The sequence below is a fragment of the Micromonospora sp. NPDC003241 genome (genome assembly GCF_053589795.1).
This window is the reverse complement of record NZ_JBSFSO010000029.1, coordinates 31,577-52,656: the sequence shown is the minus strand read 5'-3', so window position 1 is coordinate 52,656 and position 21,080 is coordinate 31,577. Positions and strand designations below refer to the sequence as shown.

The 21,080-nt window shown below is 71.5% G+C and carries 20 protein-coding genes and 1 tRNA gene; 13 read left to right on the top strand and 8 right to left on the bottom strand.

Translation table 11 applies throughout. The features are described 5' to 3' along the window. Positions 1–49 precede the first annotated feature (49 nt). Both ACWDVW_RS21750 and ACWDVW_RS21745 read right to left on the bottom strand, forming a co-directional pair. Positions 50–1,321: an MFS transporter gene (locus ACWDVW_RS21750; protein ID WP_449951696.1), complete on the bottom strand. Its 1,272-nt coding sequence runs from the start codon at positions 1,319–1,321 to the stop codon at positions 50–52. Then, entirely contained in the window at positions 1,318–2,667 is a 1,350-nt protein-coding gene (locus ACWDVW_RS21745) for a GH1 family beta-glucosidase (RefSeq protein WP_449951694.1), read from the bottom strand. Before ACWDVW_RS21745 ends, ACWDVW_RS21750 begins: the two co-directional genes overlap by 4 nt. A gap of 187 nt (positions 2,668–2,854) precedes the next feature. On the opposite strand from ACWDVW_RS21745, the gene ACWDVW_RS21740 reads away from it, so the two are divergent. Beyond that, positions 2,855–3,301: an SRPBCC family protein gene (locus tag ACWDVW_RS21740; RefSeq protein WP_396750372.1), complete on the top strand. Its 447-nt coding sequence runs from the start codon at positions 2,855–2,857 to the stop codon at positions 3,299–3,301. 88 nt (positions 3,302–3,389) lie between these two features. Here ACWDVW_RS21740 and ACWDVW_RS21735 read toward each other — a convergent pair whose 3' ends face one another. The 3 genes from ACWDVW_RS21735 to aceE all read right to left on the bottom strand — a co-directional run bounded on the left by ACWDVW_RS21735 (position 3,390) and on the right by aceE (position 8,779). After that, positions 3,390–4,331, bottom strand: coding sequence for a hypothetical protein (locus ACWDVW_RS21735; RefSeq protein WP_449951691.1), 942 nt, complete (start codon positions 4,329–4,331; stop codon positions 3,390–3,392). After that, positions 4,328–5,617 (bottom strand): choice-of-anchor B family protein, encoded by a 1,290-nt coding sequence (locus tag ACWDVW_RS21730; protein WP_449951688.1) that lies wholly within the window; start codon positions 5,615–5,617, stop codon positions 4,328–4,330. The genes ACWDVW_RS21735 and ACWDVW_RS21730 overlap by 4 nt, the downstream gene beginning before the upstream one ends. A gap of 417 nt (positions 5,618–6,034) precedes the next feature. Continuing rightward, the gene (gene aceE / locus ACWDVW_RS21725; RefSeq protein WP_449951686.1) at positions 6,035–8,779 is read right to left on the bottom strand and encodes a pyruvate dehydrogenase (acetyl-transferring), homodimeric type; all 2,745 of its coding nucleotides are present in this window, start codon (positions 8,777–8,779) and stop codon (positions 6,035–6,037) included. 221 nt (positions 8,780–9,000) lie between these two features. Here aceE and ACWDVW_RS21720 point away from each other — a divergent pair, with 221 nt between their 5' ends. From ACWDVW_RS21720 to ACWDVW_RS21680, 9 genes are all read left to right on the top strand, one after another. Then, complete coding sequence (locus ACWDVW_RS21720) at positions 9,001–9,405, top strand: YjbQ family protein (protein ID WP_396750364.1); 405 nt, start codon at positions 9,001–9,003, stop codon at positions 9,403–9,405. A gap of 59 nt (positions 9,406–9,464) precedes the next feature. Then, on the top strand, positions 9,465–9,944 hold the full coding sequence (locus tag ACWDVW_RS21715) for a MarR family winged helix-turn-helix transcriptional regulator (RefSeq protein ID WP_449951683.1): 480 nt from the start codon (positions 9,465–9,467) through the stop codon (positions 9,942–9,944). A 382-nt stretch (positions 9,945–10,326) separates the two neighbouring features. Then, entirely contained in the window at positions 10,327–12,753 is a 2,427-nt protein-coding gene (locus tag ACWDVW_RS21710; protein ID WP_449951768.1) for a thiamine pyrophosphate-dependent enzyme, read from the top strand. A 114-nt stretch (positions 12,754–12,867) separates the two neighbouring features. Next, the gene (locus ACWDVW_RS21705) at positions 12,868–13,305 is read left to right on the top strand and encodes a DUF3052 domain-containing protein (protein ID WP_350698451.1); all 438 of its coding nucleotides are present in this window, start codon (positions 12,868–12,870) and stop codon (positions 13,303–13,305) included. 59 nt (positions 13,306–13,364) lie between these two features. Beyond that, a complete protein-coding gene (locus ACWDVW_RS21700) occupies positions 13,365–13,829 on the top strand; it encodes a peroxiredoxin (RefSeq protein ID WP_449951680.1) in 465 nt (154 codons plus the stop codon). An 87-nt stretch (positions 13,830–13,916) separates the two neighbouring features. Next, a tRNA-Val gene (locus ACWDVW_RS21695) sits at positions 13,917–13,991 on the top strand. 89 nt (positions 13,992–14,080) lie between these two features. After that, positions 14,081–14,665, top strand: coding sequence for an RNA polymerase sigma factor (locus tag ACWDVW_RS21690; protein ID WP_449951678.1), 585 nt, complete (start codon positions 14,081–14,083; stop codon positions 14,663–14,665). Beyond that, on the top strand, positions 14,662–15,465 hold the full coding sequence (locus ACWDVW_RS21685) for a hypothetical protein (protein WP_449951675.1): 804 nt from the start codon (positions 14,662–14,664) through the stop codon (positions 15,463–15,465). The genes ACWDVW_RS21690 and ACWDVW_RS21685 overlap by 4 nt, the downstream gene beginning before the upstream one ends. Positions 15,466–15,813: 348 nt before the next feature. Continuing rightward, positions 15,814–16,611, top strand: coding sequence for an alpha/beta fold hydrolase (locus ACWDVW_RS21680; RefSeq protein WP_449951673.1), 798 nt, complete (start codon positions 15,814–15,816; stop codon positions 16,609–16,611). A 43-nt stretch (positions 16,612–16,654) separates the two neighbouring features. Here ACWDVW_RS21680 and ACWDVW_RS21675 read toward each other — a convergent pair whose 3' ends face one another. Continuing rightward, a complete protein-coding gene (locus ACWDVW_RS21675) occupies positions 16,655–17,221 on the bottom strand; it encodes a dihydrofolate reductase family protein (protein WP_449951670.1) in 567 nt (188 codons plus the stop codon). Positions 17,222–17,300: 79 nt separating this feature from the next. On the opposite strand from ACWDVW_RS21675, the gene ACWDVW_RS21670 reads away from it, so the two are divergent. Further along, positions 17,301–17,876: a TetR/AcrR family transcriptional regulator gene (locus ACWDVW_RS21670; RefSeq protein WP_449951668.1), complete on the top strand. Its 576-nt coding sequence runs from the start codon at positions 17,301–17,303 to the stop codon at positions 17,874–17,876. A gap of 100 nt (positions 17,877–17,976) precedes the next feature. Then, complete coding sequence (locus ACWDVW_RS21665) at positions 17,977–19,122, top strand: polysaccharide pyruvyl transferase family protein (protein ID WP_449951665.1); 1,146 nt, start codon at positions 17,977–17,979, stop codon at positions 19,120–19,122. A gap of 42 nt (positions 19,123–19,164) precedes the next feature. Here the strand turns inward: ACWDVW_RS21665 and ACWDVW_RS21660 are convergent, their stop codons facing one another. Next, complete coding sequence (locus tag ACWDVW_RS21660) at positions 19,165–19,371, bottom strand: hypothetical protein (protein ID WP_350698462.1); 207 nt, start codon at positions 19,369–19,371, stop codon at positions 19,165–19,167. Positions 19,372–19,464: 93 nt separating this feature from the next. On the opposite strand from ACWDVW_RS21660, the gene ACWDVW_RS21655 reads away from it, so the two are divergent. Continuing rightward, entirely contained in the window at positions 19,465–19,986 is a 522-nt protein-coding gene (locus ACWDVW_RS21655) for a DinB family protein (protein ID WP_449951662.1), read from the top strand. Between the two features lie 185 nt (positions 19,987–20,171). Here ACWDVW_RS21655 and ACWDVW_RS21650 read toward each other — a convergent pair whose 3' ends face one another. Beyond that, entirely contained in the window at positions 20,172–21,041 is an 870-nt protein-coding gene (locus ACWDVW_RS21650) for a carbohydrate kinase family protein (protein ID WP_449951660.1), read from the bottom strand. Between the last annotated feature and the right edge of the window lie 39 nt (positions 21,042–21,080).

Genomic DNA, 21,080 nt, shown 5'->3' with positions numbered 1-21,080 from the left:
TGCTATCGCCTGGTGTTGTACAGGGGTCCCCTCCTTACATCACAGCCTGTCAGGGGACGGAGCGGATCTTCAGCACCAGGACGCTGCCGAGGACGGTCACCACGGCGGTGGTGGCGTACAGGGCCGGGTAGCCGCCCAGGTAGACCACGATCGGGGCGGAGATGGCCGGTCCGAGCACCTGTGGGGCGGAGTTGGCGATGTTGATCACGCCGAGGTCCTTGGCCCGGTCGGTGGCCCTCGGCAGCACCTGGGTGATCAGGGCGGCGTCCACCGACAGGTACACCCCGTAACCGGCACCGAGCAGCAGCGCGGCGACGATCGCCATCGGCCAGGTGGGGGCGACGGCCAGCAGCAGGGCCGCGACCGCGATCACCATCCCGGCGACGATCACGAAGATCTTGCGTTTGCCCGAGCGGTCCGACAGCCGCCCGGCGACCACGGTGGTGGCCATCAGCCCGGCGGTGTAGAGCAGGATCAGCACCAGCAGGCCGCCCTCGGGGTCGGCCACCCGGACCTCGTCGGTGAGGAAGTACAGCAGATAGAGGGTGCCGAAGGCGTTGCCGAGCTGGACCAGGAACCGGGTGATCCAGGCCCAGCCGAAGTCGGGGTACCGGCGCGGCGACACCCACATGCCGGCCAGCAGTCCCCGCAGCGCCGGTCGGTGCGTACGCGGCAGCGGGTCGTCCGTGGTGCGCAGGGCGAACGGAAGCGCGAACAGCAGCACCGCGGCGGCGATCGCCAGGTACCCGGCGGCGTTGCCGGTGACCACGGCGGTGACCAGCACGACGCCGAGCACCAGCCCGAGCGCCTGCGGGATGCCGACCCAGCCGGAGACGCCGCCGCGTTGGGCGACCGGAACCCGGTCCGGTACGGCGGCGGTCAGGCTGGCCAGCATCGCGTTGAAGCAGGTCTGTGCCGCGATCCAGCCGACGACCACGCCGAGCACGGTCTGCGCCTGGGCGAGCAGCGCCAGCGACAGCGCCCCGAGCACCGCGCCGCCGAGGGTCCAGACGTGCCGGCGACCGAACTCCCGGCCGCCGATCCGCAGGCAGGTCCGGTCCGACAGCGCCCCGACCACCGGGTTGACGATCACCGCGGCCAACGCGCCGAGGCCGGTGACCACCGCCAGCATGGTCTCCTTGTTGGTCGGCGCGATCTGCCCGAGCTGCTGCGGCAGCAGCACCTGGATCGGCGTGAAGAACGCCATCCAGACGCCGAGGTTCGCGGCGAAGAGCAGCGCGATCCAGCCGCGCCGCACCGGGACCGTCGGCTCCGCCAGCGCCGCCGGCAGCGAGGCCGGCGTCGGGTCGATGGTGGTCACCGGGGAGGTTCCCGCCGGGCCGCCGCGATGACCTCGCGCAGCCAGGAGTACGACGACTTGGGCGTACGCGCTCCGGTGGCGAAGTCCACGTGCACCAGCCCGAAGCGTTTGGTGAAGCCCTCGGCCCACTCCCAGTTGTCCAGCAGCGACCAGACGAAGTACCCGGTCACGTCGACCCCGTCGGCCATCGCCGCGTGCACCGCGCGCAGGTGGCCGTCCAGATAGGCGATCCGGTCCCGGTCCGGCACCTGGCCGTCGGCGTCCGGGGTGTCGTCGTACGCGCAGCCGCTCTCGGTGATCTGGATCGGGGGCAGGTCCGACCCGTACTGCCGGTGCAGCCAGCCGAGCAGGTCCCGGAGCCCGTCCGGCGCCACCGGCCAGTCGAAGGCGGTACGCGGGTACCCGGTGAGCGGCACCAGCTCGAACGGCAGCGGTGAACCCTCCTCGGGGGCGCGGACGCCGGTGGGGTTGTAGTAGTTGACGCCCAGCACGTCCAGTGGGGCGGCGATGACGTCGAGGTCGCCGTCGCGGACCACGCTGGTGTCGAAGCCCAGCTCGGTCGGGTAGCCGCGGCCGAGCAGCGGATCGGTGAAGAGCCGGTTGTGCAGCGCGTCGTAGGCGTACCCGGCGGCGGCGTCGGCCGGGTCGTCGCCGAGCACCCGTACCGGCGAATAGTTGTTGGCGATGGCGACCGGGCTGCTGCTGCGGGCGCGCAGCGCGCCGACCGCGAGACCGTGGCCGAGCAGTTGGTGGTGGGCGACCGGGAAGGCGTCGAAGAACAGCGCCTTGCCGGGGGCGTGCTCGCCGGTGCCGTGGCCGAGGCTCATGTGGATGAACGGCTCGTTGAGGGTGATCCAGAGCTTGACCCGGTCGCCGAGGCGGGCGGCCAGCACGTCGGCGTACTCGGCGAAGCGGTGCGCGGTGTCGCGGTGCAGCCAGCCGCCGGCGTCCTGAAGCGGCTGCGGCAGGTCCCAGTGGAACAGCGTGGCGACCGGGTCGATGCCGTGGTCGAGCAGCTCGTCCACCAGCCGCTCATAGAAGTCCAGCCCGGCGGCGTTGACCGGACCGGTGCCGGTGGGCAGCACGCGAGGCCAGGCCACCGAGAAGCGGTACGCGGTCACCCCGAGTCCGGCCATCAGCGCGACGTCCTCGGCGTACCGGTGGTAGTGGTCGCAGGCCACGTCGCCGGTGCTGCCGTCGAGGATGCGCCCGGGGGAGTGGGCGAAGGTGTCCCAGATGGAGGGTCCGCGACCGTCCGCGTCGGCGGCGCCCTCGATCTGGTAGGCGGAGGTGGAGACGCCCCAGCGGAATCCGCTGGGGAAGTCGGGCATCGGAGCGGTCTGCATGCGCCCTCCCGGCGAAACGCGAAACGTGTTCGGAACTCTAGGGGTCGTGGGAGCGCTGCGCCATAGGGTGCCGAAGCGTCGATGGCAATACCTTTCGGCGTGTCTTCGGCAAACCCGTCCACATACGTCCGTTTTTGCGCATACAGTTCCGAATATTGTGGGATGTCCTCACTGGAGGAAGACGGAAATGATCCTCGTGGAACGCAGCGCGCACGTGTCGGCACCGGTGAACGCGGTCTGGGACGTGGTTCAGCGCGCTGAACAGTTGCCGGCCTGGCTGGCCGGCGTCCGTGCGGCCGAGGTCCTCTCAGGAGAGGGCTTCGGCAGACGGCAACTGGTCCAGGCCGGGCGCGGTGCCGCACATGAGGCCGAAGTGATCGCCTACCAGGAGCCGACCCTGATCGGCTGGCGGGAACGCGCCAAGGGCGCCGGTGCCCGAGCGGAGGCGCGCACCGAGATCTACGTCCAGCTCACCCCGGACGAGGACGAGGGTGGGACGGTCGTGCGGCTCATCGTCGTACGCTGGCCGGCCGGCCCGGTCAAGGCCGCGCTGCTCCGGCTCGGCCTGCGGAGGGTCGGCGCCGATCTGGAGGACTCGCTGGCTCGGCTGACCGACCTGGCCGCCGTCGGCTGACCGACCACCTCCTGGCGTCACCCACGATGCGGTGGCGGCCCCGGTGTCCCGACCAGGTGCACCCGGGCCGCCACCGTTTTCGACGCCCCTACACGACCACGGTGAAGGCCGCGACGCGTACCTCGTCGAGGTGTCGGAACTCGAAGAACAATCGATAGGTGCCCGTCGACGGCACGGTGATGCCGAACGCCACCACCGAACTGGCCTGGCTGGCCGCCGCCGGATGGACGTGTAGGTACGCCACGTCGCCCTGACGCAACGCGACCAGATGCCCGTACGCGCCCAGGTGCGGTTGCAGGTCGTTCACCGGCTGCCCGAGGCGACCGAGCCAGACCAGCACCTGGTGGGACTCGCCGGCGCGCAGGCCGCCGTCCAGGGTGACCGTGTAGTCGTCGACCAGGACCGTCTCCTCGGGCGGATCGAGCGGCCGGACCGCGTACCGGCCGGGAACCGGCACGTCGGTCCCGAGGGTGACCCCCGCCTGGGCGCCGAGCGGCCAGAAGTCGGCGATCACCCGCAACGGGCCGGGTGCCGACGGTGTTACCCGCACCCGCCAGGTGCCGTCGGGCGACATCTCCGGGTGCAGGTGTTGATATCCGGAGAGGTCACGCCCGACGAGGATCAGGTGCATCCGGCGCTCGTGGTTCTCCTGGAACGCGGTCAGCGCGACACCGGTCTGGTCGGTGATCTGGAAGGCCAGGTCGTTCGGCTCGCCGACGGTCAGGGCCGACGTGTGCAGCGCCAGCGTCCAGCCGTCCCGCGAGACCTCCAGCCCACCCGGACCGTGGCCCGCGTGCCCGCCCGCCATCGCAGCGGTCGGCCGGGCCGGACCGCCGCTCGGACCACCGGCCCGGCCGGCGAAGAAGCCGACCGTCAGGGACAGCGCGAGCACCAGCGCGATCGCCGCGTAACGGGTCCCCGGGCCTGCCGTCGGCACCGGGACGCCGGGACCGGCCGGGTACTCCGGATCGGGCGGCACGTCGACGGGGCCGACGGCGTTCGCCGTCGGCCCCTGGCTGGTCGTCGTCACGGCAGCCGGGGCTGCAACACGAACAGCCCCTGTTCGATGCCGCTGACCACGACGACACCGCTCGGGAAGTACGGGTAGGTGCTCCAGGCCCCGTTCATCGAGGAACTGTTGCTGGACGGGTAGACGTCGAAGAAGCCGGCCTCGGTGGCCCGACCGGCGGCCACGTCGCCGAGGTCCAGGATGCGCAACCCGGCCCGGTAGTTGGCCTGGTAGCTGTACCGTCCCTTGACGTACTGGTTGTGGTCGGTGGCGGCGACACCGGAGGGCGCGCTGTAGGTGCCGATGTGCCGGGGCGCGTCCAGGTCGGCCAGGTCCCAGATGTAGGTCTGGGTGTTGACCCCGCGCCGGGACTCGTCCAGCTCGTCGTCGAGCAGGAAGTACCTCTGGTCCTCGGTGAACCAGCCCTGGTGGGTGTACGCCCGGCCGGTGTACCCGATGCGGGCCAACTGCCGCGGAGCGGACTTGCTGGTCACGTCCACCACGGTGACGGTGTCTTCGTTGGAGCTGACACAGATCTCCCGGCCGGTGTGGGCGGTGTCGGGACCCCGGTACACCACGCACTGGGTGTCGTGGGTGTATCCGTCGTTGCTGACGCAGCCGGCGTACGCCGGGGACTTCGGGGTCCGGATGTCGACCATGTGCAGGCCGCCGCTGCACGTGTTGGTGCCGACCGCGTACGCGAAGCCGGTCTGCTCGTTGATGGCGATGTTGTGCGAGTTGCCGAACTGGTTGTACTGCGCGTTGGTCGTCCAGGTCTGCGGCGTGGTGACGCCCCGCAACCGGGTCAGGTCGAACACCTGCATGCCGTGCCCGGACACGTCCGCCACCACGTACGCGTGGTCGCGGTAGACCTTGATGTCCCGCCAGACCGCCGTGCGGTTCTGGTACGCGGGCAGGTTGCCGAGATAGACCGGCGCGGTCGGGTTCGAGATGTCCACGAAGGAGGTGCCGTTGCGGCGACCGACGATCGCGTACTCCTTGCGGGTCTGGGGGTCGGTCCAGCCCCAGATGTCGTTCGCCTGGCTGCCGCCGATGCTCGTCAGCGGCAGGAACGACAGCAAATCGACGTTGCGACACGGGTAACCCGCCGCCTGGCCGTTCGTGCAGGCCGTCGCCGCGGCGGCGACCAACTGCTGGGTCGGTTCACGCTGTGCCATGAACTCCTGGGCCGAGGCCCGCCCGGCGGGGGTGGCGGGATCGTGTGCCACCGAGGGCGAGCCGGGTCCGAGCGTCGACACCACCAGTGCGCCGACGGCCAGGGCCAGGCCGATCCGGACGATTCGCATCTGTGCTCCCTCTCGTCGCGCGGGGGCGGACGGCGTCCGAGCCGGCGGAGGACGGCGCGACAGGGGGAGTCCACCGGGCCGGCGTGGTGCCCGTGCGGAAGCCGGATGCCTATCGACGATTATGGATTGGTGATGTTACGGGGGGAAGTCGCCTCCCGAGCTCGCCTGTGTCATACCGGGACGTCGACGAGGCCCCGCCCGGTGGGCTCGGCACCCGCCGTGCGGTCGGATCCGGACGTCGCCGCCGTTCTCGGCGCTCGCGGTGCGCGCGCGTGCCTGCGTGTTAGGAGGGGACCCCTGCTATGCACGAGGCGTTAGCAGGGGGCCCTTCCTTTCACCGCACCCCCGCCGTGCCACGTACAGCGCGAAAGAGGGCCCGGCGCATATGCGCCGGGCCCTCTTTCAGTGCGTGCGGTACTAGCTGTCGCCGCCGGTCTCGCCGACCGGGGCGGCGTTCACGTCGTCGATGGCGTACTTCTTGGCCGCTTCGGCCGGTACGTGCGCCGGTACGACGCCACGCAGCGCGAGCTGCCGCAGCGTGGCGACCGCGATCGACTCGGCGTCGACGCGGAAGTGCCGACGTAGCGCGTGCCGGGTGTCCGACAGGCCGAAGCCGTCGGTGCCCAGCGAGGTCCAGTCGCCCGGCACCCAGCGGGAGATCAGGTCCGGCACCGCGCGCATCCAGTCGCTGACCGCGACCTTCGGCCCGTCGGCGTCGGCCAGCTTCTGCTGGATGTACGGCACCCGCTGCTCCGTGCCCGGGTGCAGGAGGTTGTACGCCTCGCACTCGACCGCGTCCCGCCGCAGCTCGGTCCAGGAGGTCACCGACCAGACGTCGGCGGCCACCCCCCAGTCCTGGGCGAGCAACTGCTGCGCCTTGAGCGCCCACTGCATGCCGGTGCCGGAGGCGAGCACGTTGGCCCGGGGGGCGTCGCCCTCCACCGTCGGGGCCGCCGCGTAGCGGTAGATGCCCTTGACGATGCCCTCGGCGTCCACACCCTCCGGCTCGGCCGGCTGGTGGATCGGCTCGTTGTAGATGGTGAGGTAGTAGAAGATGTTCTCCTGCTCCTCGCCGTACATCCGGTGCAGGCCGTTCTCCACGATGTGCGCGATCTCGAACGCGAACGCCGGGTCGTACGCGACGACGGCCGGGTTCGTGGCCGCGAGCAGCAGCGAGTGGCCGTCCTCGTGCTGGAGGCCCTCACCGTTGAGCGTGGTGCGACCGGCGGTGGCGCCGAGCACGAAGCCACGGGCCATCTGGTCGGCCGCCGCCCAGAAACCGTCACCGGTGCGCTGGAACCCGAACATCGAGTAGAAGATGTACATCGGGATCATCGGTTCGTCGTGCGTGGCGTACGACGAGCCGGCGGCGGTGAACGAGGCGACCGAACCGGCCTCGTTGATGCCCTCGTGCAGGATCTGACCGGTGGTGGACTCCTTGTACGACAGGAACAGCTCCCGGTCGACCGAGGTGTACCGCTGGCCGTGCGGCGAGTAGATCTTGGCGGTCGGGAAGATCGAGTCCAGGCCGAAGGTGCGCGCCTCGTCCGGGATGATCGGCACCCAGCGCTTGCCGAACTGCTTGTCCTTCATCAGGTCCTTGAGCAGCCGGACGAAGGCCATCGTGGTGGCCACCTTCTGCTTGCCCGAGCCCCGCTTGACGTCGGCGAAGCGCTCGCTGCCGGGAATGGCCAGGGTCTTGGCCTTGGTCCGCCGGCTCGGCAGGTAGCCGCCGAGCTGCTTGCGCCGCTCGTGCAGGTACTGCATCTCGTCGGACTTCTCGTCCGGCCGGTAGTACGGCGGCAGGTACGGGTTGTCCTCCAGCGCCGAGTCCGGGATGTCCAGATAGAGCCGGTCGCGGAACATCTTGAGGTCGTCCAGCGTCAGCTTCTTCATCTGGTGCGTGGCGTTGCGGCCCTCGAAGTGCTGACCGAGCGTCCAGCCCTTGATCGTCTTGGCCAGGATCACCGTCGGCTGCCCGGTGTGCTCCGTCGCCGCCTTGTAGGCCGCGTAGAGCTTGCGGTAGTCGTGTCCGCCCCGCTTGAGGTTCCAGATCTCGTCGTCGCTCAGGCCGTCGACCATCTTGCGGGTCCGCGCGTCCCGACCGAAGAAGTGCTCCCGGACGTACGCGCCGGACTCCGCCTTGTAGGTCTGGTAGTCGCCGTCCGGCGTGGTGTTCATCAGGTTGACCAGCGCGCCGTCGGTGTCGGCGGCGAGCAGCGGGTCCCACTCCCGGCCCCAGACCACCTTGATGACGTTCCAGCCGGCGCCCCGGAAGAACGCCTCCAGCTCCTGCATGACCTTGCCGTTGCCGCGGACCGGACCGTCCAGGCGCTGGAGGTTGCAGTTGATCACGAAGGTGAGGTTGTCCAGCTCCTCCCGGGCGGCCACGCCGATCGCGCCCAGGGTCTCCGGCTCGTCCATCTCGCCGTCGCCGAGGAAGGCCCAGACGTGCTGGTCGGAGGTGTCCTTGATGCCCCGGTGCTGGAGGTAGCGGTTGAACCGGGCCTGGTAGATGGCGTTCAGTCCGCCGAGCCCCATCGAGACGGTGGGGAACTCCCAGAAGTTCGGCATCAGCCGGGGGTGCGGGTACGACGGCAGGCCGCCGCCGGGGTGCGACAGCTCCTGCCGGAAGCCGTCGAGCTGGTTCTCGCTCAGTCGGCCCTCGAGGAACGCCCGGGCGTACATACCGGGGGAGGCGTGCCCCTGGTAGAAGAGCTGATCGCCGCCACCCGGGTGGTTCTTGCCCCGGAAGAAGTGGTTGAAGCCCACCTCGTACAGCGAGGCCGAGCTGGCGAAGGTGGAGATGTGCCCGCCGACGCCGATCTCGGGACGCTGCGCACGGTGCACCAGCATCGCCGCGTTCCACCGCACGTACGCCCGGATCCGGCGCTCGATGTGCTCGTCACCCGGGAACCAGGGTTCGCGCTCCGGCGGGATCGTGTTGAGGTAGTCGGTGGTGGTCAGCGACGGTACGCCGACCTGGCGCTCACGGGCGCGCTCCAACAGGCGCAGCATCACGTAACGCGCCCGCTTGGTGCCACGATCATCGATGACACCGTCGAGCGACTCGACCCATTCGCTGGTCTCTTCAGGGTCGGTATCCGGAAGCTGGCTCGGCAGTCCGGCCGTGATCACCGGGCGCTTGCGTTCCGTAGCCACAGGCGTTCCCTCGGTTGTGTGTGGGATAGGTCTCTAGCGCCATCCTGCCCCGTCGCGGCACTCGCCGTCACGTCCACCCGGCCCAAGGGCGACGCTCGACACACGTACCGACCAGTAACTTCAGGTCGCCGCGCAGGCCGCGACGGGTCGTAGACGATCTTGCCAGGAAACGCCGCCGAGCGCGCCGGTACAAGATCTCGTAACCGGGCAGAATGAGGGGTATGCGTAGTGAGGTGATCAGCATCCGGACCGGTTCCCGGCCGACCGTCCGGGACATCACCGCCGAGGCCGAGCAGTTCCTCGCCGGGCAGGGCGACGGACTGCTGCACGTGTTCGTGCCGCACGCCACCGCCGGGGTGGCCATCATCGAGACCGGCGCCGGCTCCGACGACGACCTGCTCACCGCACTGGACGCCCTGCTGCCCACCGACGACCGGTGGCAGCACCGGCACGGGTCGCCCGGGCACGGCCGCGACCACGTGCTGCCCGCCTTCGTCGCCCCGTACGCGACGCTGCCCGTGCTCGGCGGCCGGCTCGCCCTCGGCACCTGGCAGTCGGTCTGCCTGGTCGACACCAACGGCGACAACACCAGCCGGCAGGTCCGCTTCTCCTTCCTGCCCGGCTGACCACCACACCGGCGTAACGGTGGAGCTGCCCGAATCCGGCCGGAACGTAGAATCCGACCATGCCGCGACCACCCGTCACCCTGGTCGGCCCGGGTCGGGCCGACCGCTCCCGGGTGGCCGGCGACACGGTCCGGCGGATCATGCACGTGGCCGCCGCCCTGCGGCACCACCAGGACACCGAGATCGCCGCGTTGGGGCTGACCCCGGCGGTCGCCCGCGCGCTCTACGAGCTGGACCCGGATCACCCGCTGCCCGCCCGCGAGCTGGCCGAGCAGCTGCGCTGCGACCGGTCCAACGTGACCGCGCTGGTCGACAAGCTGGAGCGGGCCGGGCTGGTGGAGCGCCGCGCCGACCCGGCCGACCGGCGGCAGCGGACGCTGGTGGTGACCGAGGCGGGCCGACGGATGCGGGACCGGGTCCACGAGGTGCTGTCCGACTCACGACTGCTGGCCGGGCTCAGCACGGCGGAGTTGGCGGTCCTCGGCGAGCTGGTCTGGAAGGTCTCCGACGGCGGCTGCCCGGAGCAGTTCGGCGTCTGAGGCCGGTCACTCGGGCCAACGGTGGGCCGGGCATCCTCCACCCGACGGACGGCCCACCCCTGGTCGGTGCCACCGCCTGGGCCGTACGGTCCGATGCGCCGCGCCGTCCCAGGTGCGTGAAACGTGCTCAGGTGGGCGAGGCGTGCCTCGGTCGGTAATGCTGTCGGACGTGACCACCCCGCAGGATCTCGACGACCGGTTCCGGGAGGCCCTGGCCGCCCTCGCCGCGCCGGGGCGCCGCGCCGACCCGGCACAGCCGGTGGCCGACGGTGCCACGCTGACCGGCGCAGAGCTGTTGGACCTCTTCGACGCCCAGGTCACCAGCCGCCAACTCGACCTCGCTGGGCGCTGGCTCCGCAGCTTCGGTGAGGGCTACTACACGATCGGCTCGGCCGGGCACGAAGGCAACGCCGGGGTCGCCGCGGCGCTGCGCCCCACCGACCCGGCCCTGCTGCACTACCGCTCCGGCGCGTTCTACTGCGTACGGGCCGCTCAGGCCGCCCGCAACGCGGAGCCCGACACCGACCGGGAGCCCGACGCGGACCCGCCCGACATCGGCGGCGAGCGCACCGCCGACGCGTTCGCCACGCCGCCTCCGGTTGCCGGCGACGCGATGCGGGAGTCCGGGCGGGTCGACGCCGCCGCACCGGCTGACGGCGATCCCGAGCCGACTGCCCGCGATTCCGATCCGGCCGAGGACACCGAGCCGACCCAGGACGATGTCGAACCGGCTGAGGAGGGCGAAGCGCCCGCGGATGATGTCGCACCGGCCGACGGTGCCGAACCCGCCGAGGGCGCTGCGGTGCCGGGGCCGGCGGGGGGCGGGTCGGTTGGCGCGCGGGCGCTGGACCCGGGGTACGCGGACGCGGCCCGGGACGTGCTGCGCGGGATGGTGGCCTCGCGGGAGGAGCCGATCGCCGGAGGCCGGCACAAGGTCTTCGGTCGGGCCGACCTCGCCGTGGTGCCGACCACCTCGACGGTCGCCTCGCACCTGCCCCGGGCGGTCGGCATGGGCCTGGCGGTGGAGCGGCTGCGTCGGCTGGAGACGCGGCCGGAGCCGACCTGGCCGGGGGAGACGCCCGCGGCGGCGACGTGGGCACCCGACGCGATCGTGGTCTGCTCGTTCGGGGATGCCTCGATCAACCACGCCAGCGCCACCGCCGCCTTCAACACCGCCGGCTGGTACGACCACACCGGCCTGCGCATCCCGGTGCTGTTCGTGTGCGAGGACAACGGCCTGGGACTGAGCCTGCGGTCCCCGCAGGGCTGGGTGGCGACGGCGCTGCGGTCGAAGCCGGGGGTGCGATACTTCGCCGCCGACGGCACGGACCTGGTCGAGACGTACGAGGTGGCGGTCGAGGCGGCGGCCTGGGTACGTCGGCACCGGCGTCCGGCCGTCCTGCACCTGACCACGGTGCGGTTGATGGGGCACGCGGGCGCGGACGCCGAGAGCGCGTACCGGTCGGCCGGGGAGATCCGTGCCGACCTGGACCGGGATCCGCTGGTGGCCACCGCCCGACGGTTGGTCGAGGCGGGCCTGGCCAGCGGCGCGGAGCTGCTGGACCGCTACGACGAGGTCGGCTGGCGGATCCGTCGGCTGGCCGAGGGGGTACTCGACGAGCCGAAGCTGGCCAGCCCGGCCGAGGTGGTCGCCCCGCTGGCGCCCCGCCGACCGCTGCGGGTGGCCCGTGCGGTGGCCGAGGCGGGCGACCGGGCGGCCGGTCCGGGCGCGGGCGCGCGGGTCGAGGCGTTCGGCGGCAAGCCGCCGGAGCTGGTCGGCCCGCTGACGCTGGCGCAGAGCATCAACGCCGCGCTCACCGACGGGCTGCTCGACCATCCGCAGATGGCCGTCTTCGGCGAGGACGTCGCCGCCAAGGGCGGGGTGTACGGGGTGACGAAGGGCCTGCGGGACCGGTTCGGTGTCGCCCGGGTCTTCGACACGTTGCTCGACGAGACCTCGATCCTCGGCCTGGGGCTCGGTGCCGGGCTGGCCGGGATGCTGCCGGTGCCCGAGATCCAGTATCTGGCGTACCTGCACAACGCCGAGGACCAGTTGCGTGGCGAGGCGGCCACCATGAGGTTCTTCTCGCAGGGCGCGTTGCGCAACCCGATGGTGGTGCGGGTGGCCGGGCTGGCGTACCAGGAGGGTTTCGGCGGGCACTTCCACAACGAGAACTCGGTGGCGGTGCTGCGGGACGTGCCCGGGCTGGTGGTCGCCGTACCCGCGCGACCGGACGACGCGGCGGCGATGCTGCGGACCTGCCTGGCGAGCGCGGCGGTGGACGGCAGTGTCTGTGTGTTCCTGGAGCCGATCGGGCTCTACCACACCCGCGACCTCTACACCGACGGCGACGGGGAGTGGCTGGCCGGGTACGCCGAGCCGGGCGCCTGGGCGGGCGCACACGTGCCGGTCGGGCGGGCCCGGGTGTACGGCGTCGGCTCGGCCGAGGACGTCACCATCATCACGTTCGGTAACGGCGTACGCATGTCGTTGCGGGCCGCGTCGGCGCTGGCCGACGAGGGCGTCGGCACCCGGGTGGTGGACCTGCGCTGGCTGGCCCCGCTGCCGGTGGCCGATCTCATCCGGGAGGCCACCGCGACCGGCCGAGTGCTGGTGGTGGACGAGACCCGGCGCTCCGGCGGGGTGGGTGAGGGAGTGCTGGCCGCTCTGGTCGATGCCGGTTATGTCGGTGCGGCACGACGGGTGGCAGCAGTTGACTCATTTGTACCATTAGGTCCGGCTGCCCGTCAGGTCCTAGTGTCCGAGGAGGCCATCACCCAGGGTGCCCGTACGCTGCTGGCACGGTAAATTTCGTTCCACCCGGTGCGCCACTTGCGCCGGAGGGCACAACTGTGTGGACTTTGCCTGACGGCGTTCGAGGGGACGCCGCGAACTCGCCACGAGATGAGGAGGCACGCGACAGTGAGCGCGACCGCTGGTCAGGCTGCCGACGGGGTACGCAGCCTGGCGGACCGGTTCGGCATCGAGCCGGGGATGGTCGTCATGGAGATGGGTTACGACGACGACGTCGACTCCGATCTCCGGGACGCCCTGACGGACCGTTGTGGTGATCTGGTCGACGAGGACACCGACGAGGTGGTCGACGCGGTGCTGGTGTGGTACCGCGACGGCGACGGTGATCTCTTCGAACTCCTCGTCGACGCCCTCGGCCCCCTGGCCGACAACGGGGTCGTGTGGCTGTTGACGCCCAAGGCCGGCCGTGACGGGCACGTGGAGCCGAGTGAGGTCGCCGAGTCGGCACCTACCGCCGGCCTGCAACAGACCTCCACCATCAACGCCGGCAAGGACTGGAGCGGGGCCCGTCTCGTGCTGCGCCGAGGCGCCAAGGGCAAGAAGTGACCCTGCTCAGCGGTGTGACAGGCTGAGGCCGACCCGACCTGACTCCCGAAGGAGCTCGCATGCCGATCGAGGTTGGTGCCGAGGCGCCGGACTTCGTGCTGAAGGACCAGAACAACCAGGAGGTACGGCTCGCCGACTTCCGTGACCGGCGTACCGTCCTGCTGGTCTTCTACCCGCTGGCCTTCACCGGCATCTGCCAGGGCGAGCTGTGCGAGGTGCGGGACAACCTCGACGAGTACGTCAGCGACGACGTCCAGGTGCTCACCGTCAGCGTCGACTCGGTGTACGCCCACAAGATCTGGGCGGACCGCGAGGGCTACCAGTTCCCGCTGCTGTCGGACTTCTGGCCGCACGGTGCCGTCGCCCAGGCGTACGGCGTCTTCAACGAGGTCGCCGGCATCGCCAACCGGGGCACCTTCGTCATCGACAAGAACGGCGTGGTCCGGTTCGCCGAGATGAACATGCCGGGCGAACCGCGCAACCAGCACGGGTGGCGCAAGGCCCTGGCCGAGGCCAGCGCCTGACCCGTCCCGAACGGTGGTAACCGTCCGGATGGGCCGGTGGGCGGCAGGGTAGGCTTGCCAACCGCCGGCTCGGCCGGACGGTGTCCCGGGCGCGTAGCTCAGCGGGAGAGCACTCGCCTTACAAGCGAGGGGTCGCAGGTTCGAAACCTGCCGCGCCCACCAGATCGAACGACGGCCCGGAGACCAGTTCTCCGGGCCGTCGGCGTCGAGGAGCCGTGCAACAGGTTCGCCCCGGCCGGCGATAGTCAGGTGTGACGAGCCAGATTCAACCGTCTGACCAAGATCTTTGGGCGGCTGTCGCCGCCGGTGACGAGATCGCCTTCGGTCGACTCTTCGACCGGTACTCCCGGGCGGTGTACAACCACGCGTTCCGGCTCACGGGCTCGTGGACGCTCGCGGAGGACGTCACGCAGTCGACCTTCCTGGTCGCCTGGCGTAGGCGGGGTGAGGCGCGTCTGGTCGACGGGTCGGCGTTGCCGTGGCTGCTGGTGGTCGCCACCAATGCGACCCGTACCGAGTGGCGTTCGGGCCGGCGGTGGTGGGCGGCCCTGCGTCGGTCGCCGCCGGAGCGGGAGGCCGACGTGGACCCGGCCGGCGACGTCGCCGCGCGGCTCGACGACGAACGGCAGATGGTCAAGATCCTGGCGGTGGTACGCCGACTCCCTCGTGCCGAACGCGAAGCGGTTGCCCTGTGTCTCTGGTCCGGCGTGCCGTACAGCGAGGCAGCCGCAGTCCTCGGAATCAGTGAAGGCGCGGTCCGTTCGCGCGTGAGTCGGGCCCGAGCCCGGCTGGCACGGACGGTATCAGACGACGACGAGCAGGAGACGAATCGATGAAGGATGTTCTCGACGCGCCGGTCGAGCGGGATCTGCCGCCCGGCAGTGCGGCGCGGATGCGGGCGGATCTGATGAGGTCGATCCATCGGCCACGACCCCGTGCGAGGGTCCGACTGGGGATCGCCGCCGTGGCGGCGGCCGCGGCCGTGGCGGTCGGCGTGAACGTCGCGCCGAACGGCGACGACGTGCGATACCTGGCGATGGGGCCGGACGAGCTTTCGCCGACATTGCGTCAGGCGATGGAGCAGTGCCTGTCGTGGAACGCGCAGCGGGAGCGGTTCCCGGTGTCGATGGACCAGCTGGCCGTCGCCGCCGAGCAGGACGACCGTGCCGTTGCCCTGTTCTTGACGGAGACCGGCTACTTCACCTGTGACGTGTCGACGTCGCCAGGCGGGGAGGTCAGCGGGGGGTATGGCGGGGAACGCGATTGGCGGCTACGGGCCTGGTTGCCCGGCCCGGTCCAGCGGTTCCTTCTTACGTCGACCGAAGTCGCCGGCGGTGACGTCGCCGTGACCGGCCGGGTCAGCGCTCGGGTGCACCGGCTGGTGCTCGACCACGGCGACGGGCACACCACGGTGGCGCGGCTGAGTGACGGCGTGTTCGGCCTGCTCACCGAGGGCGGCAGGGTCAGGAAGGACGCGGAGTTGGTCAGCTATGACGCCGGAGGCGCCGAGATCGACCGGCGCCTGTTGTTTCGTCCGTCCGACGAGTTCGACCACTGCTACGCCGACTCGTCCGGCAACGTCGTCTACGGCGAACCCGGCTCTGACTGCCGACCGGCCGAGCGCTGGGGTCGATAGTCATAGCTCGATGTCGCTGGCGTGTGATCCTGGTCCGAGACGCACGTCGGCGGCGACCTCCTTGGTTCCTAGTTCGGCGCCTGTCGAGCTGAACCGTCTGCGCTATCGCGCCTCCGGGCGCGGGGGCGCCGCAGGCCGGGACCGCTCCACGCGATCCGTCAACGCTCTCAGCTCGACAGGCGCCCAACAGGGTGTCGACCAGGTCCCGAGCACCAGCCGGGCGCGGGCGGATCACTCGTCGACGCGTGATGACAGGGGTGCGGTCTCGGGCAATCGGAGCCGAGACCGCGAAGGTGCCGCGTACCGTCGTCGTCGGGTCGGTGCCGACGCGGACGGGGAGGGGCGCGAGTGGGCTACGCCGAGGTCGCCGACGTGCGGTTCTGGTACGAGACACACGGCACCGGGCGGCCGTTGGTGCTGCTGCACGGCGGGTTCGGCGCGGTGGAGACCTTCGCCGCGATCCGGCCCGCGCTGGCGCAGCGCCGCCGGGTGATCAGCGTCGACCTGCCGGGTCACGGACGCACCGCCGACGTCGACCGTCCGATGCGGTACGAGTCGATGGCCGACGACGTGGCCGCGTTCATCGACCACCTGGGTCTGGGGCCGGTCGACGTGCTGGGCTTCTCCCTCGGTGGCGGGGTCGGCCTGCGGCTGGCGGTCCAGCACCGGCACCTGCTCCGCCGGCTGGTGGTGGTCTCCGCGCCGTGCCGACGTCAGGGCTGGTTCCCCGAGGTGCTCGCCGGGATGCCGGAGCCCGACGAGGCGGCCGGCGAGCGGATGCGGGGAATCCCCGCGTACGAGCTCTATCGGCAGGTCGCGCCCCGCCCCGACTACTGGCCGAAGCTCTGGGCCCGGACCGGTGAGCTGTTGCGCCGCGAGTACGACTGGTCCGCGGAGGTGGCCGCGCTGACCACCCCCACCCTGCTGGTCTTCGCCGACGCCGACTCGATCCGTCCCGCGCACATGGTGGAGTTCTTCGGTCTGCTCGGCGGCGGCCACCGGGACGCCGGTTGGGACGGTGCGGACCGGCCGGACGCCCGTCTGGCCGTCCTGCCCGGGCTCACCCACTACGACATCGTGGACTCGCCCGCCCTGCCGACGGTGGTGCTCCCGTTCCTCACCCACACCCTGCACACCCCGGACTGACCCGCGCCGCCGACACCTCGCCGACCTGCCCGGCGAGCCCTCTCTACCGGGTGTAGTGCAGCATGACCACGCCCGCGCCGATGGGGGTGGCGTCGGCCAGGGTGAAGTGCTGCAGGTCGAACGAGCGGTCGGCGAGCGGGATGCCGCTGCCCGCGACGATCGGGTTGACCTTGACCATCAGTTCGTCCACCTCGGGCAGCAGTTGGCCGGCGAGCTGGCCGCCGCCGCAGAGCCAGATGTCGCCGCCGGACCGTTGCTTGAGGTCGCGGACGAAGGCGACTGCGTCGTCGGAGACGATCTCCACCGCCGGATCCTCCACCGGCGGCAGCGAGCGGGCGAAGACGTACTGCTTCAGGTGGGCGTACGGGCTGGCGACGCCGAGCTTCAGGGCTGGTTCGTAGGTGGCCCGGCCCATCAGGACGGCGTCGAACCGGCCCTGCGGGCGGTCGATGCCGAGCTGTGCGTGAGCGAAGGTCGGGAAGGTCTGCGGCCAGTGCGTGGCGAGGTGTTGCGCCACCTCGGGGTCGGGGCCGAAGAAGTCGAACGCCCCGTCGGGGGCGGCGATGAAGCCGTCGATCGTGCTGGCGACGTAGTAGACGAGGGATCGCAAGCGGTACTCCAATCACTACGGATGTTGTGGTTGTCGCCAAACTACAACACCTGTCGTGGTTGTTGCTAGGGTGCTCCCCATGGCACGCAACCCCGAGCGACGAGCGGCCCTGGCGGACGCCGGGCTGCGGGTACTGGCGGCGCAGGGCGCGCGGGGGCTCACCCACCGCGCCGTCGACACCGAGGCGGGCGTACCGGTCGGCACCGCCTCCAACTACTTCCGCTCCCGGGACGCCCTGCTCGGCGCGCTCGGCGAGCGGATCTTCGAGCGCTTCGCCCCCGACGAGACGGTGGTGGCCGGACTGGCCGCCCGGGAACCCTCCACGGCCCTGCTCACCGACTACGTCCGGTACATCGTCGAGCGGACCACCCGGCAGCCGGAACTCACCCGTGCCCTGATCGAGTTGCGCCTGGAGGCGGCCCGTCGGCCCGACCTCGCCCGGATCCTCGGTGCCACCCTGCGGCAGGGCTACCGCGACGACGTCGCGCACCAACTGGCCGCCGGGCTGCCCGGCGGCGCGTTCGAGGTGGCCCTGCTGCGCTACGCCGTGGACGGGCTGCTGCTCGACCTGCTCACCCCCTCGATCGACGCCGGGTTCGACCCCGACGACGTGGTCGTCGCCCTGGTGTCCCGGTTGTCCGCCGAGCCCTCCTGAACCCCGATCGCCGCTCGGGCGGTGCCCCCGGCGCGGCGAGGACTGTTCGCCGGTGCAGCGGGAAGACGTCGATGCGGACGCACCTGGGGAGGAGCGACGGATGACGCGTGCCGGACTGACCATCGGCGTGCTCGGCTCGTACGGCGGGCGCAACCTCGGTGACGAGGCCATCCTCACCGGCCTGCTGGCCGACCTGCGTGAACAGGAGCCGAACGCCCGGATCATCGTCTTCTCACGGAACCCGGCGCACACCGCGTTGGCGCACCCGGATGTCGAGGCGGTGCCGTGGGAGGGGGTCAGCCGTACCGACTCCGCCCTGGTGCTGTCGCAGCTCGACCTGCTCATCCTGGGCGGCGGCGGCATCCTCTACGACAAGGAGGCCCGCCGCTACCTGCGTGTGGTGCGGGTCGCCCAGGAACGCGGCCTCCCGCTGCTCACGTACGCGGTGGGGGTGGGGCCGCTCAGCGAGATGGTCGACACCGGGATGGTGCGGGAGACGCTGGCCGGCGCCACCCAGGTGACCGTCCGCGACCAGGAGTCGCGGATGGTGCTGGAGGAGGCCGGACTGCTCAACCCGATCACCGTCACCGCCGACCCGGCGTTCCTGCTGGAACCGGAGGACTTCCCGGCGGAACTGCTGCGCGAGGAGGGCGTCCCGGCGGGCAAGCGGCTGGTCGGCATGAGCGTACGGGAACCCGGTCGGGCCGCCGAACGGCTCGACGTCGACGGCTACCACCGGCTGCTGGCCCAGATCGGCGACTTCCTGGTGCACCGGATCGACGCGCACGTGCTGTTCGTCCCGATGGAGCGCGACGACATCCGGCACTCGCACGGGGTGCTCTCGCACATGATCGCCGCCGAGCGCGGACGCATCCTGCACGGCACCTACTCGCCGCAACAGGTACTCGGGCTGATGCGCCACTTCGACCTGGCCGTCGGCATGCGGCTGCACTTCCTGATCTTCGCCGCGATGATGGGTACGCCGTTCCTGCCCCTGCCGTACGCCGGAAAGGTCTTCGACCTGGCCCAGCGGCTCGGGGTGCCGGCGCTGCGCGGCGTGGAACGGGAGGTGGAGGGGCCGCTGCTGGCCGAGGTCGACCAACTGTGGGACGAGCGTGACCAGCGGCGAGAGACCACCGCCCAGCGGGTCGCCCAGGTCTGCGAGGAGGCCCGGGGCACCTCGCAGGTCACCCGGTCGGTGCTGGAGAACCTGCGCACCCGTTCCCTGGTCGAGGTCGGCGCCTGACCTGTGTGCTCGGTCGGTGGGCCGCGTCGTGCGTCGGGTGGATCAGACGGCCGGGCCGCGCCAGCAGTAGCGCCACTGCTGGCTCTGGGCGTCGACCGACTCCAGCTCGTAGATGTCTGCCCCGGCCAGGCCGCCCGAGCCCAGGTGGTGGTGGGTCAGTGGGGGACGGCCGTTGGGGTCCAGCTCGACGGTGACCTGCTGTCCGTCCGCCTCGCCACCTACCAGCGGGATCTCAACCGAGGATGCCATGCGCCCATCCTGCCCCGCCCGCCGCCGCCGTGCAGCGGATAGCCGGGGCGCGGGGGGACAGCCGACGGGTCGGAACGGGGCTAGTCTCCGGTCATGGCGGAGATCGCGATAGACCCGACGCTCGGCCCGGTCGTCAACCGGGTGGCCGGCGAGCGGGAGGTCCTCGAATCGTTCCTCGACTTCCACCGGGCGGTGCTGCTGCGCAAACTGCGTGGCCTCTCCGACGCCGATGCGGCCCGTCGGCTGCTGCCCTCGGCGACCACGGTCGCCGGGCTGGTCAAACACCTCACCGAGATCGAACGCAACTGGTTCCACATCCTGCTCGACCCGGCACCGGGCGAGGTGTTCCCCACCTCGGAGGAGGCGGCGCTGGCCAGCTTCACCCTGGACGAGGCGGACACGGTGGAGAGCCTGGCCGCCGACTACGAGCGGACGTGTGACCGGTCGCGGGAGATCGCGGCCCGATTCGACCTGGACCACGTGGTGCCGCAACCGCAGCTCGGTGAGGTGTCGCTGCGCTGGATCCTGGTGCACATGATCGAGGAGACCGCACGGCACGTCGGGCACGCCGACATCCTCCGGGAACTCACCGACGGCACCACCGGCGCCCTCTGACCGTCGCCCACGGTCGGACGACGCACGCGGCACCGACGGCTGAGCTGCCGGGAGCCGTCACGGCTGAGCTGCCGGGAGCCGTCACGGCTGGGCTGCCGCTGAGGCTCGGCTGTCGGGTGCCGCCCGGCTGCGGAGGTCTGCGGTGTGAGAGCCGCTGCGGCAGACCCGGCCCCGAGGGGCGGCCGTCAGGGCAGCGGGAGCAGCCCCGGCGGGTACTCCATGCCGTCGTGGGTGCAGGCGGCGGCGGCCACCCGGGCCGCGTACCCGGCCGCCTCGGCCCAGGTCGCGCCCTGCGATCGGGCCGCGACGACCCCGGCGGCGAAGGCGTCCCCGGCGCCGTTGGTATCGATCACCGGGCCGGGCGGCACGGCGGCCGGCACCCGGTGCACGCGGCCGCCGAGATGCAGCTCCGCGCCGTCCGCGCCCCATGTGACCAGCACCGGGCGCGGTGCGAACGCGGCGGCTGTCGCCGCCGCCCGGTCGCCCAACGCCGCGCCGCTGACCAGGACCAACTCGGCGACCTCGGCGAAGGGCCGGTGATAGGGGTTGCGCCCGTCCCAGTCGTGCAGGTCGGTGGAGCTGCTCACCCCCTCGGCCAGGCGGTCGGCGAGAGCGGGCAGCAGGTCCCGGACCCAACTCATGATCGACAGATGGACGTGGGTGGCGTCCTCGACCAGCGCCGCCACCCGCTCGATGCGGAACGGCGCGGGACCGTCCGAGGCCCGGGGGTCGTACAGCGCCATCCGGCGTCCGGTGGGGTCGACCAGGTTCACCGAGCGGCGGGTGCCGGCCGGGTCCTCGGCCAGCTCGGCGTGCACGCCGGTCCGGGCCAGCGCGGCCCGCACCACGTCCCCGGCCGGGTCGGCACCGATCGTGTCGATCACCGCCACCCGCAGCCCGAGCGCGTGGGCGGCGAGCAGCACCCCGGAACCCGTGTTGCCGATCCGCAGGTCGATCGGGTCGACGGTGACCGAGTCGACCACTGGCAGCGGCAACCCGGGCACCCGCACCCGTACGTCGACGCCGAGTCCACCGATCACCAGAAGGTCGTACATGGCGCCGACCGTAGCGGTCCGGCGCCGCCTAAGCTGACC